The following is an 18,053-nucleotide window of genomic DNA, read 5'->3' on the forward strand; positions in this document are numbered from 1 at the left end:
TCTTGCGCATGTCCGATCGACCCGCGAGCTGGCGCATGCCGAGCCGAAAAGAATTCGAGAAATGGGCGGCAAGGCATCCCGTCGGCGGAAACGCACCCGGATCGCCGGCTATCGGTCCGGGCGACCCGATGCCGCCCGAATACTGGCAGGCCGTCCTGGACGATGTCAGCGCCGACACCAGGCCTGCCGCCTATCCAATCCAGAAGCGGCGGCTCTGCGACATCAACAGGCACCGTTTTTCGGGTCGGCTGCAGCCGCCGCGCCCGGACCGTCGAGATCCGAATGGTCGACGCGACCCGTCTCTACGGTCCGGATGCGGTCTGGAAGGACGTCGGCCAAAAGCTGCTCGAAGTCACCTGCACGCAGCGCACCGGCCGGCTCGAGGAAGACGGCTGCTGGCCCGCGTTCGAATAGTCGCCGGCGCGCCGCCGGCAAGTGCCACGTGATGGGTCCGGATGGCGCCGAAATATCACCCGACACCCCTGTCTGGCGGGCTTCGTAGCTGCGCGATATCAATGAGCTCGTTAATCGCGGCATCCTTACGAAAGACGAGCGGGGAGGGCGCGATACGAGCTACTCGCTCACCAAGGCCGATGACTGATCCGCACACACCTGAGACATTTGAACGCTGGGACGGTTTTTGGCATTTCCGGTTTGAATCCCCTTGCGCCGCACCCGCTTTATTCGCTCCGAGAACAGTGAGCGCTTCCTCCGGGCTATTTCCGATACCTGCTCCGACCCCGTCGTGCAATTGAAGAGGGATCGGTATTATGTAGGGCACAGCTGGGACATGACTGGCAACTCCAAGGACAAGTAGCCGAGGAAATTCCGGCGCCGTTTGGCCGAGAGCGAATGAAGCCTCTCGCTGAGCGCCTATTCATGTAAATCCCAAGGCGCGCCATGATACATCGGCTGTGTTGCCGATCGCCACAACACCGAAATTTAGCCAGATGACGCTTGTTACGCCTGTCGAGGAAAAAGTCTTCGGGCGATCACGGTTGGCATATTGAGAGCTTTATCGCTAATTGAGTGCTTCGCTGCCGCGAGAGGCGTCGTTTTGATGCAGCAGAGGATCCGGATTTACGTGCGCTCCTCGACTTGCCCGAAGAGAAATCCCTCCCGAGCATGCCTTCAGGATCGAGACCGGCAAGTCGGACCGATATGCGAGCTTGAATTCGGATCTCGGAAATTGGAATGGCGCGCCCGCGCCGAACTCGATGGCTCGTTCGGCTACCATCGATCCCGCCGTTTATGGCCTCGTATCGATCGTTCGCATAACTTGCCGGGGGTTGGGCTCGCCGGTACCACATCAGGCTCATAAGCCGGCCTGCTCAAATGTTTGATTGCGAACGCTTGCAGGCCGTCTTCACCCAGCACCTCGACATAGTTGACGCGCGAGCCAATAACGAGATTGTTCCGACCCTCCAGGACGCTGATTAAATTGAAGTACATCTCATGGCCCTCATCGCTCTTCAGAACGCCGAATGTCCCCCTTGGATCGATCCGCACGACCGTACCTATGGCTCTCCTTCACGAGGGCGTGCCTGACCCGCGCCCATCAGGTGCTCTCGGTTTTGCAGCTGGCTGAGCGTTTGATTGAAGCCGTCGCGCACGACGGAGGCGAGGTCGGCGTGCCGTCTATCTCACCCGCGCGCCACGCCCGACATTGACCTCCCGCCCATTGGGAAGCGCGAGCTGGCTGCTCACCTGATACTGACCATTCCGGTCCGTGACGATTAGCCGGGTACCGAACGGTGATGTGCCCCGCCGTTGCCCGGCCATGCAGCTTTTCCTGGTTTGAGATATGCTGCTCGATCGCTACTAGCAGGCTTTGAAACGGCGTCAGATTCTCAAGCTCGATTTGAGCCGCGGTTTGCATCATGTTGAACCTCGACCTGACCGCTGTGAAAAGTGAGACGCAAGATTTTCAAGCACGAACCAATTGGATGCCGGCGATGAGCAGAACCGCCACCAGGATGAACCTTACGGTTGTCTGGCTCATCCACTTCAGGCCGATAACTGTTCCTGCCACGGCGCCCGCCAGTGCGGCGACTGCATAAAGCCCGAGATTCGATGACGGAAATTGACCGGTGAAAAGAACTCCGGCGAAGCCGAGAGCGGAGTTGGCCAGGATAAAAGGCGGCGACAGCGCGGCGGTCTGCTTAGGTGATGCCCAATTCAGTGCGATGAGCGTGGGGGCGAGAAACACTCCGCCGCCCACGCCGGTCAGCCCGGAAACGAGGCCCGTGACTGCTCCAATGCTCAAGGTTCCCCAGAGCGGAGTTCCGCAACCGCGCTCGACGGTGCGTCCGTGCCGCACGATCATCACGCCGCCCGCCAGAAGAAGGACAAACCCGGTAAGCGTCTTGTAAATGTGTTCCTCGAGCACCATGAGACCACCGGCTAGCGCCGTTGGCATCGATGAAAGCAGAAGCGGACGCAGCATTATCCAGTCAACAACCTTGTTGCGGTTGAAAACCCACGTAGAATAAGTCGCGACAACAATGTTGAGACCAAGCGCCGTTGGGCGCATCTCTGTCGATGGCAGACCAGCAAAAGCCATCAGCGCCAGGAATGCAGTACCCCCCGCCTGACCAACGGTCGTATAGAGCAGTGAGATGATCGCCAGAAGCAGAGAAAACATCTCACCGATCTCGGCAAAGCTCTTCGCCTTGGTTGCGACGGCCCGCTAGGGCGAGGCGCAATTGTTCGATCTGTCGGGACGTTGGCTTTGCATTCCGGGTTTTAGTCGGAGTGCATGCGGCCGGACCCATGGTCGGTCACGATTGCCATGTGGCGATCGTCTCCATCAATTGCTAAGCCTTGTAGTTGACTGGGTAGGGCGAGACCTTGGTAGTTGGCGGTGGACGGACAAGGTCGGTCAGATGGGCAATGCTCTCGGCCATCCTTGACGTCAACGGTCGCATCCCGAGCCGCTGCACCTGTCACGTCGTCTGACCTGCTTTTTCGTCATCGCTGATCGGCCACTCGCCGTGTTTTCCTACCGGTGTGTTGACGCTGCGCTGAGCGCATTGACGAGTTTAAAGCGAAAAGCGTCTCGGGACGGCTGTGGTGAGAGCTATAGTTTTCTTGATCCAGATCAACTGGTGCCGGGGCTCGCGCAAATGCTCTGTCGGATGTCCTCCCGATGTCATGATCGCTTCAATGCGAGATAACGCAGAGCCGCCCGCTCTTTCAAGCCGGTGATTCCGCGGTTGGATTCTGAAATCCAAATGTTGGTATGGCACTTGCTGGTCCGGCCCCAGGTCCTCTCCGATGGAGATGCGCATGCAAAGTGTCCGCTGCATCAAGCAGCTCTCGTGGCTTAGCGTATCTCCCGTTGCGCCCCTGACGTGGTTGCAATTTGTCCCTTCGATCTATTCGCGCCGAACCTACGCGACCGAGCCTCTCAGAGGCCGTCCGCTGATGCTGGGAAACCACCTTTTGCGACGGCTGCTGCGTGTTGCTCATCGCCCGCACCCTCGACGTCGTGGACGAACGAAGGACCGGCCGAGGAAAAGCGATGCCAACAATTCGCAAGACGGGGAAGAGAAATGATGCCCTTGTCATCTCCGTCGGCAAGCAGAGCATCGAGGTGTCGCCACGCAGGTCGAAGCCAGAGCCGCCGAGCGGGCTCGCGTGCTCTAGCTCGCTTGGCTCGCGAAGTTCAGCATCTAGGGTCTGCCCGCGCTCGCCGTCAGGCCGCAGCGAAGCCTCACTCGAGCCGGACATAGCTCTTGCACAATCGAATCTTATTTATGCTGACGTCGCAGCGGGTCGGGCTTGGTGGCTCGTACCGCCGACTGAACCGTTAGGAGGGCCGCCCGACCGCCCCCAAGCCGTAGCGCCCGCACGCCCGCCAAACCGGCGCTCCGACCTTCCGCCACTGGCGGTTCAGCAGGTCAATTGTGCATCGCGAACGCAGACTATCAACATGGCCGTCTCTGGCGTGATTTTCAACCCTCGGCGCGTGGCCTGCGCGCCGGGCAGATCATATTGAATGACGTGAGCGCCATGGTCTGCGTCGTGCGTTCGATCACGTCACCGAAGTGGGCGTAGCGCACCGAATTCGGGATGGCATCTGAGGCAGCATGCGCTCCAGACTTCACGAAGAGCAAGCCGGGGAATTCAGGTCATGGAACGGAACTTGACTCCGCCTGAAACAGCCACAATTGAAAGCAGCGACAGCGACCTGGATCGGCGTCCTGAGCCGCCCGTTATGGACCTGTTTAGCTTTACTGAATGCGCAAACCAGACGCATTCGCTCAGAGCGCTGTTCGAGCTTCTTGTCAGCTGCGCCACCGAGGAGGGCTTCAGTGAAGTTGCTTACGGCGCCCTCAATTTCGTCGAGCCGCTTCGCCTGGCGGAGTATCCACCGCCGACCGTGGCCGTGAAATGGCCGTCAGACTGGTGCGAGCGATACTTCAAACGCAAGTACCACACCATCGATCCGGTGGTCCGGCGGACGCCGATGCTTTCCAGGCCGTTTTTATGGGATCAACTGGCCGACCACTATCGCCTTCAACCTGACGAGAGACGCGTACTGGACGAAGCCAGAGAGGCGGGCCTGAAGCATGGCATGAGCGTGCCGTTGTTTGGGCCGCTGGCCGAGTATCTGTGGTGTCGTTTGCATCTCCGTCGGACGACGCCGATCCTCAGGATCGCATCGGTCATCTCAATGCATTGGCCTGGCACTTTCACACCGCCTATGGCGACATCGCGCGTCCCTGCAACGATGGCGGTGAGAAGAAAGTGGCACTGTCGCAGCGGGAGATCAGCTGCATGCGATGGGTCGCGGAAGGAAAATCATCGTGGGAAATCGGGATGATCCTGGAAATCAGCGAGAATACGGTCAATTTTCATATCAGAAAATGCGATACGAAAGCTGGGCGCCACCAACCGGATCCAGGCGATCGTCCTGGCAACACGCCTCAATGTTCTTTGAATTCCCAACTCGCTTGAGCAAGCACCGGCCGGCTTAAGAATTGTTGCCGCAGCTTCCGGCAAACCTCAGCTGCATTATTTATCGAAATTACGCACACGACGCTCTGTTCAGGCCCGGCTTCGGATTATGAAGCTCGACAACCATCGGCGTGTCGGATCGTGAGTTGGACCGGCGGCCTTGGAGCTCCAGTAACCTTGTGACTTCCAGCATGATCTGGTTCCGACCGCTCACGAGGTATCGGTGGATGCGACACGAGCGCTTGAAGAAAGAACCCCGACCGACGGTCGGGGTTCTCGATTGACCGCAAGCGCATGGAGGCCGCTATCGACCAAACGCCGGGCCGAATTTGTAATTGAGCCGCGCTGTGATGAGATCGACGTCCTGGTGGACGCGATCACCGCCAACCGCTGTCGGAAAGGTTACGTTGCTGCCCTGCATGAACAAATGGTCATACTCGACGCCAGCCGACCAGCTCGGGGTGAGGCTGACTTCGATACCGGCACCGAGGGCGCCACCCCAACGCACATCGTTGTTTCTGGCAATTTCGGTCCCGGTAGCCACCGAGTTGACGTGATAAGTGTTGCTGGTCACCGCAGCACCGCCCTTGACATAGAGCAGCACGGCATCGAACGCATAGCCGACATGGCCGGTCAGCAAGCCGAAAGCATCTGTCTTGGTGCCAATGATGTCTGCCGGGAAGGCGGTGCTGACATTGGAGCCGCTGAAGTCGGCCCAGTTGCCTTGACCTTCAATGCCGTAGACCGTTTTGAAGATCTGCCAGCGATAACCGATCTGGCCGCCGACGGTAGCACCAGTCGAATTATGGCAACCCTCGGGAGTGATGGCATTGAAGTCCCAGCAATTCTGGCTCGATCCCCAGCCGCCATTGATGCCGATATAGTAGCCGGACCAGTCATTGATTGTGGCTACGAGCGGCGCCGGTGCCGCCTTGATGTTAACAGGCTGCGCGGCGAAGTCCGCGCCAAATGCGGGAGCGGCAGCAGTGAGTGCGCCGATGCTTGCAGTCAGAATCAGCAAATTCTTCATTCGAGTGTCGTTCCTTTTGATGCCGCCCGGCGCGATGCGTCTTAACAAGATCATCGCGAATTGCTGTAACTGCGGCACCACATCATTTCGGAAGAAATGAGCTGAATCGAACGCCGCGTCAGATTGTGGAGCTGCGGAACCATCGCAATGCATAGACCTGATGAAGATGCTTCGAACGGAAAGGTACAAACAGTGGGCGAAGTCATCTGCGGACTAAGCAGCGCTCAATGAACAGAAAGCGATGAATCGCCGAGCGTCTCCTTTCCAGAAAACGATTTGCTGATGATGGCCTGCGGTGCGACGCAGCCCGTCTGGCGACGAACTCGCATTGCCGTTGACGGTCTCGCGACCGTCTACGATCATGGCTCTGGCTGACTGGTATCTCAGGAGCTTCGTACCGGAATCGTTAGCCGAGGGCGCGGTTCAGCGAAGCGGAATGGTCTGGGAAGACTCGACCGCGATATATATCGAGATAGCTCACATGCCGCTCGGGATCAGGGAGAACTGTAGCGTTGCCGATCGGTTCCTAGTGGAGTGGGAGCAACCTTACTGTTTGGTCGAAAATGCCAATTCTGCGCGCAAGTTGCGTATCGCCTCGTTTGCCAAATGCAAGGCGTTCCGTTCGCCATTCCTTATCGAACACTCCAGGGAAGCTCGCAAGCGACTATGAAGCACTGCCTTGTGATTATGCGCCAGGAGCGGGTCCTTCTCGACAAAGCGCCACGCCTTATCAAATGCGGCGCTTGCGAGAACCTCTGGCGCTTCCACTTGCTCGGATGAGATCTGAGTCATCTCAAACTCCCGCGATATCCTGAACATAAAGAAGTAACTTGTTCAAAGCACCGAGCGCCCGTGATCTATCCCGCTGGCAAGGGTTGGATCCCTAGGCGGGCTCGCGTGCGAGCTGATCTCGGCGCCGCAAGGGAATTCATATAGATGCTTGGTGAAGCGCGGATGACCTAACGCGGTGGTGCGCTTCAATTCGAATGATTCTGATTCATTTGAAGGCGAGCATGCTATTGTCGTTCGCTTCTCTGCCGATTGCCCGCATCACCTGCTGTCAGTAGCGGCTCGTCCAAGAAATCAAGAGATCGGCCCGGACCGATCCACGCAACAGTCGTTGCTGAAAAAAGGCCGTTCACCACATGTTTTTCGGCAACCTCGAGCTAAGAAGCGCTAGAACCCGAGTATTGTCCGTTTTGTACAATGGCCGTTTTGTAAGATGTCATCTTCTAAGTGCTGGATGCGTTCTGGACAGGACTTGTTGCTTTGCGACATATGTCGGCGATGTAGCCGTCGTTCTTCTGTTCAACCACAGACGCCGTCACATGCGTTGCGTTCATTCGTTATCCGCCGTGGAGCTGGCTGCGGCATATAGAATATTATAGCTATGAAATACTTGATGCAGGAAAAGCCCAGCTGAGCGCGAGGAGCAACCGGGTCCTTTCCCCAGCAAGATCGCTTAGTGCGATGGCATCCGTTCGAATCCGGCGACGGTCCTGACGGCTGCAAACGGAAAAAGCGTTGGCGGCGCCTCGCTCCGTGAGACCAAAAGTAAATCCAATCTGAGGCTTGCTGCGGTGCTGGGTACGTTGAACCGCAGCACGCCGTTGTTGTCCCGTCGGGCCCTGAGCGCGCCGTCAACCGACGGAAAAGTCGAAATAGAACCTCACTCCGCCGCACGCGAGAGAATCAGGATGGCGATCTTTATCCGGTTGGCAGGAGTGCGCAGAGCTTCTGGCAAGGCCGCCACCGCTTGATCGAAAAGGCGTCCCAAAATCTGAAGGTCCTCTGGATGATAGACGCCGCGGTCTCGGGGTGTCCGCGCTGCCTGCCCGTCGCCAATGCAGCCGCTGGCCCTCGCATCGGCGAGCTGACCGAGGGCGAGCTCCGCATTTATCATTTCGTTTGTGTGTGCATTAAGCAGTCTGATCGCTTCTAACTCCTTACCGTCCTCGCTGACGAGGGCGGTCACGATGTCCAGTTGCAGGTCGATGCGGTTCGTCAGGTCTTCTATGCGTGAATTGGAAGGGTCAAGTTTCACGGTGTTGCTCCAGAGTAATTAAAAGCAGGGTAGGCTGAGTAAAGTGGTACGTCGTTTGTCCCGTAAGGTCCGCAGCTGCGCGGCTAGAACGGGTTGCGCCAGCAGAAGGTGTCCATGCGAGCGTTCAGGCGCGAGCGGTGCATGAGATGAGATGACCACGGTACAAGTCTGCAGGATGCGAGTAAGGGATCCCGGTGCCGAGCAGCACTCAACCGGCGAGCGCAGTAAGGATCGCCAACGGCGACTTAGTGGATCGCGCAGTGATACTGTGTGGCCGATCCTGCTACACAAATCGAGTGCAATGCTTCGTCGTGGCCTGAGAATATGTGTCTCGCAAATTGGGCGGTCAGATCGCTGACGGCTCTGTATCGTCTGCGAGCCGTCACAGCGCCAGGTTGATCGCGCGGGCAGGAGGCTCAGGGCGATAGGTCCGGTTCGCCTTGGCTGCGAGCGCAGGCCGCCTGTCGGAATTCTAGCCGGCGCACGCATGGACCCCAGCCCTTAAGCGTATATGAGAGCCAATGTCGCGGGACGCCTTTAGCATGATGACAATGAGGTCGGCGACTAAGCGGTAGATCGCGTGTGAGAGGTTGCGATGTGCCATCCAGCCGAAAGTGGGCGGATGCCGGGATTTGCGAGCTGAGGGAGTGTCGTTGGGGATGCAGACATGGGCGGATGGAGTCGCCCTGCAACCATGCTCGAAGCAAAATGGTTTCATTGTCACACGTGATTCGCGAAGCTTTCCGGAAACCGGCGACCGACTATGGGACATTTGGTTAAAACCGGTAAAATCGAAAGTTTTGATGGGATGCATCCAACCCGCGGATAGCGCCCTCGATCGTGGCGGATCTGTTCTTCGATGACGCACAATGCCAACCGCATGCGAATCGGGCCGGCTTGTCATGCCGTCGCTCCTCGAAGCCGGTTAACATCACCTCCGACGATACCGGTAGACAGACCGCTATGACTGCTGATCGATGCGATCGTGTCCTCATCGCTCTGTGGATTTCCTGCCGATCAAGGCAGAGGCTCTGAATTCGCTCGTTCCGCAGGACCGCCGATCATGGATGCAGGTCGCGAAGCGCAGCTCCTCTGGTTGCCAAGCTCGGATAGTGATTGTCAGCCACAGCTAGCGATGATTTCAGATCTGATTGCGGTTGCGGTGTATAGAGAAGCTTCCAATGGAAGGTTCCCGAAGGCAAGCTGGCAAAGTAGGTAGTTGGCACCTGCTTCGTCCATCTGGCTAAGAAGGAGTCGTCGGACGGAAGCTGGCGTTCCGACGACGCATAATTCGCTATCGAGCGCTGCATCGAAGGTCAGCGGTAGGGCAGATGGCGTCGGAATGGCATTCAGCTCGTAAGCGAATTTGAAGGTCTCGAGCCATCGTTGATAAGCCGTTTCCGCCGCCGCATGGGCGTCCCGGTCGGACTGCGCGATCACGACCATGCGGAGTAGGCCAAGAAACGGCTCCCGATCGCCCGGGGGCGCAATGCGCGCTCGCTCGGAACGGAACGCATCCGTAATGTTTCGGACAGCTGAGGAGCGGCCCAGACACGCCAGATTGGCGCCATTTGCTGCAGCCCACTCTGCCGACTCCGTCCGATTGCTCGTGATCCAGGTCGGCGGATGCGGATGCTGGTGAGGTCTCATCGTCAAAGGTATCTCGCTGAGCTCAAAGAAGCGTCCGTGATAGGATAGCCGGTGCCCCTTCAGCGCGGCATTTAGGATTTTGCTGGCTTCCTCGTAGCGTTCTGGCGCCGCGTCCGCGCTGATGCCGAAATAGCCCCATTCGGCCGGCAGCGAACCGCGTCCGATACCGAGTTCAAGCCTGCCGCCGCTCAATTGGTCAAGCATGCAGATCTCTTCGAAAGCGCGCAAAGGATGATAGAGATTGAGCAACAGGACCAGCGGACCGACGCGGAGCCTCCGAGTGCGTTGCGCGACGCTAGATAAAAAAAGATTTGGCGACGGCCCTCTCGCATGTGGTGTGCAATGGTGCTCGGCCAGATGATACGCGTAGAAGCCCAGGGAATCGCAGACCTCCGCCAACTTGAGGCGATCTTCGTATTGTCGCGCGATATCGCGGCCGTCGTCGTCCAAATGGTCGAAGATTCCGCACGTCAGTTTTGAAGGAGGGCTGCTCTTCACTTGATCATCTCCGCTTTCAGAGCAGGAGTCCCGGGTTGCCCGATGCAATCTTGCTCAAGGATGGCTTCTCCGGTAATTGACGGCTCTTGATCTGCTCGCTGTCGTATGGTGGCCCGGGGCTTGCACGAGGTGATTGGGTCTGAGGATCTGCAGAGCCCTGACCACTACTTTGGCAGAAGCTCGCGAAGCGCCGCCACACCGAGCATGTGCTCGACGAGAAGCATCTTTAGCTTCGCGTTCTCCTCTTCCAGGGCGTTCAACCGCTTGGCCGCGGAAATGTCCATTCCGCCAAACCTGGCTTTCCAATTGTAGATCGCCGCTTCAGAGGTCCGGTGTCTGCGAGCGACGTCGGCCGCCTTCGCACCAGCCTCATGCTCCTTCAATATCGCGATGATCTGCTCTTCCGTGAACCTTGATCGCTTCATTTGTCCGCCCCTCTTGCGGCAGGAGTTGCTCGCCAGCTGGAGCAAATGCCCAATGAGAGGTCACCTGCCGCGCACCAGGGCGAAGCCTGGGTCGGAAGGTGCTCCAGAAGGCTCGAGCTCAATGAAGTCTGCTGCAACTTTCCGTCTTTCAGGCCCGATAGGCCGAAGGTTGTCCTTGAACACGAAACGGCGCCCAAAGATGCGGACGCCGATGGCTTGGCGGATCACATTGACGCTGAAAATATTCCGGGCCGCGCGAATCTCGCCGATTTGCAGCTCGCTGCGGGCGGCTTGGCGGCTCGCCTCCAGGTGGATCCGCTCCTTGCAGACCGGCATTGCTGTGCAAGGGCAACACCAGGCCTCCGACTGAGGCGGCGGCTAGCGACAATGGGGTCTCATTGACGACAGGTTTGACGCAAGTCGCGTGAAGAGGGGGTTGGCCGCAAGGCCAATTGGTCGTTTTGTCGTGCGCAGTTCGCGCCGTTTCGCGCGGCGCGGCAATGGCCATCGGTTGCAGCGCGCAAGTGCATTTCTCAGCGTGCGCGCTCGATAGCGCAAATTGTCCCTGCAAAGCGAATTTCATAGCTAGGTTCTGCGACTAAACCGTCTTTCGCCTAGCCGCCGCAGAAGCCATCGAAGGCTTGTTTGAGGAAGATGCGGCGAACCAAAGAGAGCAAGCATCGAACTGATCGAAACACGCTTGGCAAGGTCGAGTAGCAACACCGAGGGCTGGCACGGGTACTATTTGTCTATCATCTGCCGTAACTCATCTGCCTGCGGATCGACGTCAGGTAGCTGTGCGAGCGCCGCAGCGAGCGCAAAAAATGCTCCGAAAGCCGCGAGTACAAGAGAGCACCCGAGTATCGCCGCGCCAAGGTCGTCAGGGTGTCTCATCATCTGTGTCCCGGGTTGAATTGTGGGAGGCTACGCATCGCCCCGATCAGTTCTGTTCGACGGCTTCAACATGCCCGTCGCGCCAACGGTAAACGAGAAAGCCAGGGGCTGCGTTATCTCCCTTGGAATCAAACAGAACTGGGCCGACTACGGTATCGGTCGGGCGCGAACGAAGGGCGTCCGCGACCCGTCGAGCATCGAACGAGCCGGCCCGCTTCACCGCCTCTGCCCATGCTTGGACGGCGGCATAGGCGTAAAGCGTGTAGCCCTCGGCCGAGAGGTTGGCAGCTTTGAGTGTGGCCGCGATGCCTGCCGCGTTGGCCTTCTTGGTAGGGTCGTCCATGAAGGTGAACAACGTGCCATTTCCGGCACTGCTGGTAATGGCCCAGAATTCAGAGGTCATCAGCGGATCGTTCGCCATGATGGTGAGGCCGGCACCCGCTTCCGATGCCTGGCGTACGATCAGTCCGATTTCGGCATGGTATCCGCCGATATAGGCGACCCGTACCCCGTCCTTCTTCATTCTCGAGATTAGTGCAGCATAGTCCTTTTCACCCGCCACATAGCTTTGTCGAATGACGGACTCACCTGACCTCTGAAGCTGTGCCGCGACCACGTCGGCAATGCCCTTGCCCGCCGTGCTCTTGTCATCGAGCACTGCGATCGTCTCGTTACGGTAGTTTTTGTGAATGTACTCAGCTGCAACGAGCCCCTGTTGGTCGTCTCGGCCGCAGATCCGAAATACCGTCTTAAGACCGCGTTCCGTCAGCTGAGGATTTGTCGAACCAGGTGACATTTGAAGGATGCCCGCTTCGTCGTAGACATCGGAGGCTGGAATCGACGAAGAAGAACAAAAATGACCAATGACCAGCCGTGCGCGCTCTGCTGCGAGCTTGTTCGCGACTGCGACAGCTTGCTTGGGATCACATGCGTCGTCGACGACCGTCAATATCAGCTTGCTATCTGGAAGTTGGCCCGATGCGTTCAAGGCCTCGACGGCGGCAGCCGCTCCATTGCGCATTTGTGCGCCAAATGCGGCGCTGCTTCCGCTCATGGGACCAGCCACGGCGATATTGACGTCGGAGGCGCGCGTGGTCGGGCCGAGAGCGCTGAAGAGCAGTGCTGCACTTGCAGCCAAAGCGTAGCGCCTACCCAACATTGTAGAGCTCCAATGTTCACCTGAAGTGAGCCGCCTGCGTTGGCGGTCCGACTTTTCTCCGGACGACGATGCGGTTGCTGCTGCCGAGCGAAGTCGTGCGCGTCAGCTCGGCCACACCGCAACCAGAGCCTACAATGTGACGTTACGTGCGGTTCAAGCTCTTTTTGAGGATGCGTCTGACCATGGCCTCGATGGGGGCTCTTGGGGCCAGGCGCGAAGAGTTTTCTGATTCAGCCGCGCACTCGGCTGCCGCGCCTGGAACTCATGCTACGAGGCGTCATCGGCTCTCATCCCGAAGGCCAAAGACCGAGGGACAATTCCGCGCGCGCGCCTGCGCCAGGCTCGTCAGTACGGCTGATCTTCCAAGCCGGCAAGGGCGAGATCGAGATACTGCATGAGACTGGGATCCCAACCCGCGAGACTGCGCGGAGCGCTCAACCGCGCAAGGACCTTGAGGATCGTGGAAACGCGTGAATCAGCCCCGGCGATTTCGCCGATTAGCAACCGCGCCGCGACTGCGACAGCCTTTGCTCGCTCACCGCAGGGGTGTTCGCCTCTATCCATGCAATCGCGCAGATCGTCGCGAATCCGCCGCCACCTCTCGTCGCGCTCGGCGGCCAGCTTACAGGTGCATCGCGAGGTTTGACTACGCGTCTCAACCCGCGACATGGCGACTAAGGTGGCAGGCAGCTCGTCTACACTGACCTGGATTTCGCTGTCCGTCGTCATGTCACGTAAACGATCTCGCAACAGGGTTGCTCGAGCGACTTGAAGTTCGATTCGCTCCAAATGTTTGCGCAGCAGATCAATCAGTGAAGTCGTGCCCTCCATAGCCTTGCGGATCTCATGAAGGGAGAAGCCAAGCTCACGTAGCGCTCGAATCTGATGAACCCGTTGAACGCTTTCGCGATCGTACATCCGATGACCGCCGTCAGTCCGTTCTGATGCGGCTAGCAGTCCCGTATGTTCATAATGATGCAGCGTGCGTACCGTCACTCCGGTCGCCTCTGCAAGTTCGCCAATGCGCCATCGACGCCTACGTGGTGTAGCTTTGCTCATGTTGTTCAATTTCAAAGCCTACAACCTGACGTCACGTGTGATTCAAGCTATTTCAAAGCTCTAGCTGGATCGTCTTCTATTCCAGCGTAAGAGATGGTGACTATCCTTAGAATGGCCGGCGATCAACCCTGAGGGGAAATGGTGGTCAACAAGTTCGTCAGGCATGCCAGCCCAGAATCGCCGATCGCTGCACGCTCCAAGATGAGTCTGGCAACCGCAGCGCGATTTTCAGAAGTTCGCATCGATGGCGGTAACGCGGCGATTGCGCTGTCAAAGAGGTGTCCCAAGACGGAAAGTTCTTCCGGATCGAATACGCCGCTGCACTGTTCCAACGTTCAGCTCCTTGTTGTCATTGCGCCAGAGCAGCGCACGTCGTCAAGACGTTTGGCCGCGGTAGGGCCAAAAGAAGTCAGACCGGCGGCGCAGAGCGATGAAGATGCGATGCACTTTAAGGTGATGCGACAGGGCAACACAGGTGCGCGGTGCTCTGCAGAATCGCACGAGCGAATCTCGCCACCTCCGTAACCGGTCGGTGTGAGAGCTCTGCGGCTCGGCGAAAACGAAATCGGCCGCGCGCGTTAAGAGAGCTGCTAGCTTTGAGAGTAGACGGCGAACTCCGAGCCGATCTCAGTCATCTATATATAACTGCGAGGCGAGACAGTGTTGTGTTGCGCCTGGCTTGAGCGAGCGTCAGGCGTATGGTGCTTCGTCTCTGATGCGCGTCCCTCTCGAAAACATGCGACGGGCGGCTTGATCCATCGCCCGCATGTCGGTTGCGATACTCATGTGCAGGCTACGACAGCGTCGTGATGGCGGCTCAGCCGGCGAAGCCGCGGGACTTTCATGAGCAAAGAATGGATGTCGGCAGAGAAGTCCAAATCGCAGCTGCCGAAACATGCGTAAACTCGGTAGGCTGCAAAGGTCCCTACGACAACCGCGAGGCAGCTCTCGCCAAGCGTCCGTCGGTTTCCGCTTGTCCCGAGGCCGAGATCATGGAGCACTCGTCAGGTACAGATGTCATGCGAGCCGCCTCCTGCAACAATATCTCTCGCATCCAGATGCTCTCCGGATCGCTGTTGTGAAGGACGGGCCATTGGACCGCCTCGGTGAAGGTGGGGAATGACTGCGGAAGCTCGGCAATCCGAAGGGGGGCCATCTTTTCGAAATGCTTAACGAGCCTGAATGGCATGGTCCCTATGCGGCTCGTGCCCTCCAGCATGGGCGGGATCATACCGTAGCTCTGCACGAAAACGTCGATGCGTCGGTTGAGGGCGCGATCGAGCAAAAAGCACTCCTCGATGGGAGGTTTGCGCGCAACTCCGACCTTAACCGCAACGTGCCCCATTGACATATATCGGTCGAATGTAAGCCGTCGCTGCAGCAGGCCGTTCGTGCTGCAGCCAACGCACACCAGCCTCTCCTCGAACAGGGCTATCCGTGGGTGCGCGCTGGACATGAATAGTTCCGGCAGGATAACGAAATCAACCTCGCCGCGCCGAAGAAGCTCATCGTGCTCATCGGTGAGCGCCACCAGTTCGAAGCTGACGGCAGGGGCCTCTCGTGCGACCCGCTCTACGACATGTCGGAAGAAGACGACCGTCATGAAGTCAGAGAGGCCGATCCTGAATTGCCGGGTCGATTGCGCCGGATCGAACGCGTCTCGGGCGATGATGGAGAGTTGGATGTGCATCAGAGCTTCGCGAACGGGAGCCGCCAGTTCTTCTGCGCGTGCGGTAGGGACAAGTTCCCGGCCCCTCATTGCAAACAGCTCATCGCGGAAATAGGAGCGCAGCCGAGCCACGGCTGCGCTCATGGCTGGCTGGCTGAGGTTAATTTTGCGTGCCGCTGCGGTAAGGCTGCGCTCAGCCATAAGAGCATCGAGGGCAACGAGAAGATTCAGATCCAGGCCTTTGAAGCGCATATCCAATTATCCGACGCGATCGTCTTTACGGTGCATACAATGAGCGGCCACGGCTGCATCTGAAGAGGCAGCACTGGTTCGCCCGAATCAACTTCGTTCGTCTGGCGCGATCGCGCAAAGAAAGCTCGCGGATCATCGCAGAGTGGCCGGCAGGGCGACCGGGGCACCGACCTACCTCTGGACTCGTCGGGCGGCAGCCTGATCGAGCTCCGTCGATCCTGGGCCACACTGACAACTCGGCCTGGTCGAGTTATCAGTGGCAGACCAGCCGAAGTGGCAATCGCGTATATTCGTGAGTTCGCCCGATGCAACCCATTGACGTCCACCAGCGCAGCGTTAGTCAGGAGGCGAAACTACAACCTGACGCAGTGTCGGATTCAAGCAGTTAAATTAGCCTCGTCAAATATCATGGTACCCGACGAAGCGGGTCCTTCCGCGACGGTGCCGGATCGTGCCGGCAGTACACGCGTACTAGACGACATTTTGCGAGAATCATGACGTGCGCGAGCTGGATGTCCATTGCCAGCGCGCGCGCACTTTGCCGCATGGCTGTACATGACGCTGAAATGAGAAAGCCGGCAAGCCCGCCGAACGATCGGGTATGATTGTTTTAACTGCGGGGGGCGGCTGGTGGTGAAGCTAGCTGCGCCTGCGCGCTGTGGGTTCCCAATGCCCAGATACCATGTTGGATGCCTCCTCCAGCAAGATTCGCCGCATCCAGATGCTGGCCGGATCGGTATTGTGGAATGCAGGCCACTGCACTGCCTCGGTGAATGAAGGCAGGGGAAGCGGTGGCTCCACGATCCGCAAGGGCATTCGTTTTTCGAAATGTCTGGCAAGACGTAACGGCATTGTCCCTATACGGCCCGTATCCAGCAATATGGGCGGAATAAGGCTGAAGCCTTGCACAACGACCTCGATCCGTCTTTTCAAGCCGTGCTCGAGCAAAAACCATTCTTCGAGGTTGGGCCTCAGCGCCCGTCCGAACTTGGCAGCAACGTGCCCCATAGAATTGTATTTCTCGAAAGTAAGTGGCCGCGATAGCTGCTTGTTCGTGCGGCATCCCACGCACACGAGGGTCTCTTCGAATAGCGTCGCCTTCGGATGCGCACTCGACATGAACAATTCCGGCAGAATGAGGAAGTCGACCTCGCCGCGGCGGAGCAGCTCACCAGGCTCATCGGAAAATGGCAGCAATTCGAAACGCACCGCGGGCGCCTCCTGCGCGATACGATCGACAATCCGCCGAAAAAACACAATGGTCATGAAATCGGAGAGAATGACCCTGAAGCGTCGGCTCGACTGAATCGGGTCGAATGCTTCACGAGAGATGATCGAGAGTTGGATGTGCAGCAGGGCCTCGCGAACGGGGCCTGCAAGCCCCTCGGCGCCGGGCGTCGGGACGAGCTCGCGACCTCTCATCGTAAACAATTCATCGCGAAAGTAGCTGCGCAGCCGCGCGATTGCGGCGCTCATAGCGGGCTGGCTGAGGTTAATTTTGCGCGCTGCCGCCGTGAGGTTGCGCTCGGTCATCAGAGCATCGAGCGCAACGAGAAGGTTTAGATCAAGTCCCTTGAACCGCATGTTGTGAGTCTATCCATCGTGTGGATGTGTCCTATCGAAACAATCGATTTTACCAAATTGCGGAATGTTGGATAGCAAACATGGGTTTGGAAAATGAATTAGGCATACCACGATGGCTGCTGATCGCACGCGAGCTCGAAGACGAACTCCTGGACGTGCGAGCGGCCACCGAATCGGTGCGAGCAGTGGGTGTTGCTGCCGAATGCGAGTTGCGCCGTTTCCCTGTGCGATGAGCACACGATGCGACGCCACGCAGGTCCCGCTAAACCTTCGTATGTGTGTTCCATCCCTTTCCATATCGGCGGTTTACCCGCGTACACTTGAGGGCGTGCTCAGCCTCACCTTAGTGTCGCGACCAATTGGCGTGCGCACATTGCGGATGCCAAACACTTCCGGCGACTGGCCAAATGGCGCGCCTGTCCATCGCAATTCAAGGTGTGTCGAAGATGCATAAGACCGAAGTTGATCTGGTGCCAGCCGGGCGCGCCCTCGATGAGCTCTCACGCATCGATGGCCAGCCCTCCGATACGGCAGCGCCGATCGTGATCCTGGACGCGGCGGAGCCTCTCCATCGTGCAGATAGGCTCTGGTCAATCCAGCCGCCTCATTGGGATGTCCGGGCATATGTCGACGACGGACTGGCCGAAACGACGCGCGTGAGCTGCGCGATCGTATGGCCAGTGATGAGGCGGCATTCCGAGTCGCTCTGCTCCGGCGGGGTCTGCGAGGAGAGCCGAGGGCGGACGTCGCATCCCTTCGAAGTTCAGACAGATCACCGGCTCGGCAAATAGAGAGTTGACTAGTGACCATCTCCGCTCTCACCCACA

15 protein-coding genes and 1 pseudogene are annotated in these 18,053 nt (G+C 58.4%); 5 read left to right on the forward strand and 11 right to left on the reverse strand.

Features of this window, described 5'->3' with window-relative positions; genetic code table 11:
* The first annotated feature begins 282 nt into the window (after nt 1-282).
* Nucleotides 283-414, forward strand: a complete 132-nt coding sequence (locus ACVINW_RS19730) for a hypothetical protein (protein ID WP_456752821.1) — start codon at nt 283-285, stop codon at nt 412-414.
* A gap of 1,513 nt (nt 415-1,927) precedes the next feature.
* Here the strand turns inward: ACVINW_RS19730 and ACVINW_RS19735 are convergent.
* The gene (locus ACVINW_RS19735) at nt 1,928-2,644 is read right to left on the reverse strand and encodes a sulfite exporter TauE/SafE family protein (protein WP_456752822.1); all 717 of its coding nucleotides are present in this window, start codon (nt 2,642-2,644) and stop codon (nt 1,928-1,930) included.
* Between the two features lie 1,491 nt (nt 2,645-4,135).
* On the opposite strand from ACVINW_RS19735, the gene ACVINW_RS19740 reads away from it, so the two are divergent.
* Both ACVINW_RS19740 and ACVINW_RS19745 read left to right on the forward strand, forming a co-directional pair.
* Nucleotides 4,136-4,828 carry an autoinducer binding domain-containing protein gene (locus ACVINW_RS19740; RefSeq protein ID WP_456752823.1) on the forward strand — a complete coding sequence of 231 codons (693 nt, stop codon included), beginning with the start codon at nt 4,136-4,138 and terminating at the stop codon, nt 4,826-4,828.
* Nucleotides 4,783-4,962, forward strand: a complete 180-nt coding sequence (locus ACVINW_RS19745; RefSeq protein WP_456752824.1) for a LuxR C-terminal-related transcriptional regulator — start codon at nt 4,783-4,785, stop codon at nt 4,960-4,962. The genes ACVINW_RS19740 and ACVINW_RS19745 overlap by 46 nt, the downstream gene beginning before the upstream one ends.
* 304 nt (nt 4,963-5,266) lie before the next feature.
* On the opposite strand, the gene ACVINW_RS19750 is transcribed toward ACVINW_RS19745, so the two are convergent.
* From ACVINW_RS19750 to ACVINW_RS19785, 8 genes and pseudogenes are all read right to left on the reverse strand, one after another.
* On the reverse strand, nt 5,267-5,992 hold the full coding sequence (locus ACVINW_RS19750; RefSeq protein ID WP_456752825.1) for an outer membrane protein: 726 nt from the start codon (nt 5,990-5,992) through the stop codon (nt 5,267-5,269).
* 546 nt (nt 5,993-6,538) lie between these two features.
* Nucleotides 6,539-6,784 (reverse strand): hypothetical protein, encoded by a 246-nt coding sequence (locus ACVINW_RS19755; protein ID WP_456752826.1) that lies wholly within the window; start codon nt 6,782-6,784, stop codon nt 6,539-6,541.
* A gap of 877 nt (nt 6,785-7,661) precedes the next feature.
* The gene (locus tag ACVINW_RS19760) at nt 7,662-8,036 is read right to left on the reverse strand and encodes a NolY (RefSeq protein WP_456752827.1); all 375 of its coding nucleotides are present in this window, start codon (nt 8,034-8,036) and stop codon (nt 7,662-7,664) included.
* Between the two features lie 1,119 nt (nt 8,037-9,155).
* Nucleotides 9,156-10,184, reverse strand: a complete 1,029-nt coding sequence (locus ACVINW_RS19765) for an LLM class flavin-dependent oxidoreductase (protein ID WP_456752828.1) — start codon at nt 10,182-10,184, stop codon at nt 9,156-9,158.
* Nucleotides 10,185-10,351: 167 nt separating this feature from the next.
* A pseudogene (locus tag ACVINW_RS19770) lies at nt 10,352-10,609 on the reverse strand (transposase); the annotation flags it as partial.
* Nucleotides 10,610-10,669: 60 nt separating this feature from the next.
* Nucleotides 10,670-10,945, reverse strand: a complete 276-nt coding sequence (locus ACVINW_RS19775) for a hypothetical protein (protein ID WP_456752829.1) — start codon at nt 10,943-10,945, stop codon at nt 10,670-10,672.
* A 604-nt stretch (nt 10,946-11,549) separates the two neighbouring features.
* Nucleotides 11,550-12,662 (reverse strand): branched-chain amino acid ABC transporter substrate-binding protein, encoded by a 1,113-nt coding sequence (locus tag ACVINW_RS19780; RefSeq protein WP_456752830.1) that lies wholly within the window; start codon nt 12,660-12,662, stop codon nt 11,550-11,552.
* A 345-nt stretch (nt 12,663-13,007) separates the two neighbouring features.
* Nucleotides 13,008-13,721, reverse strand: coding sequence for a MerR family transcriptional regulator (locus ACVINW_RS19785; RefSeq protein ID WP_456752831.1), 714 nt, complete (start codon nt 13,719-13,721; stop codon nt 13,008-13,010).
* A 138-nt stretch (nt 13,722-13,859) separates the two neighbouring features.
* Between ACVINW_RS19785 and ACVINW_RS19790 the strand changes: the two genes are divergently transcribed.
* A complete protein-coding gene (locus ACVINW_RS19790) occupies nt 13,860-14,246 on the forward strand; it encodes a hypothetical protein (protein ID WP_456752832.1) in 387 nt (128 codons plus the stop codon).
* Nucleotides 14,247-14,646: 400 nt separating this feature from the next.
* Here ACVINW_RS19790 and nodD2 read toward each other — a convergent pair whose 3' ends face one another.
* Both nodD2 and nodD1 read right to left on the reverse strand, forming a co-directional pair.
* Complete coding sequence (gene nodD2 / locus ACVINW_RS19795) at nt 14,647-15,642, reverse strand: transcriptional regulator NodD2 (RefSeq protein ID WP_456752833.1); 996 nt, start codon at nt 15,640-15,642, stop codon at nt 14,647-14,649.
* Between the two features lie 639 nt (nt 15,643-16,281).
* Complete coding sequence (gene nodD1, locus ACVINW_RS19800) at nt 16,282-17,226, reverse strand: transcriptional regulator NodD1 (protein ID WP_456752834.1); 945 nt, start codon at nt 17,224-17,226, stop codon at nt 16,282-16,284.
* 407 nt (nt 17,227-17,633) lie between these two features.
* On the opposite strand from nodD1, the gene ACVINW_RS19805 reads away from it, so the two are divergent.
* Nucleotides 17,634-18,017, forward strand: a complete 384-nt coding sequence (locus ACVINW_RS19805) for a hypothetical protein (RefSeq protein WP_456752835.1) — start codon at nt 17,634-17,636, stop codon at nt 18,015-18,017.
* The last annotated feature ends 36 nt before the right edge of the window (nt 18,018-18,053 follow it).

Source organism: Bradyrhizobium sp. USDA 4461, assembly GCF_054055655.1.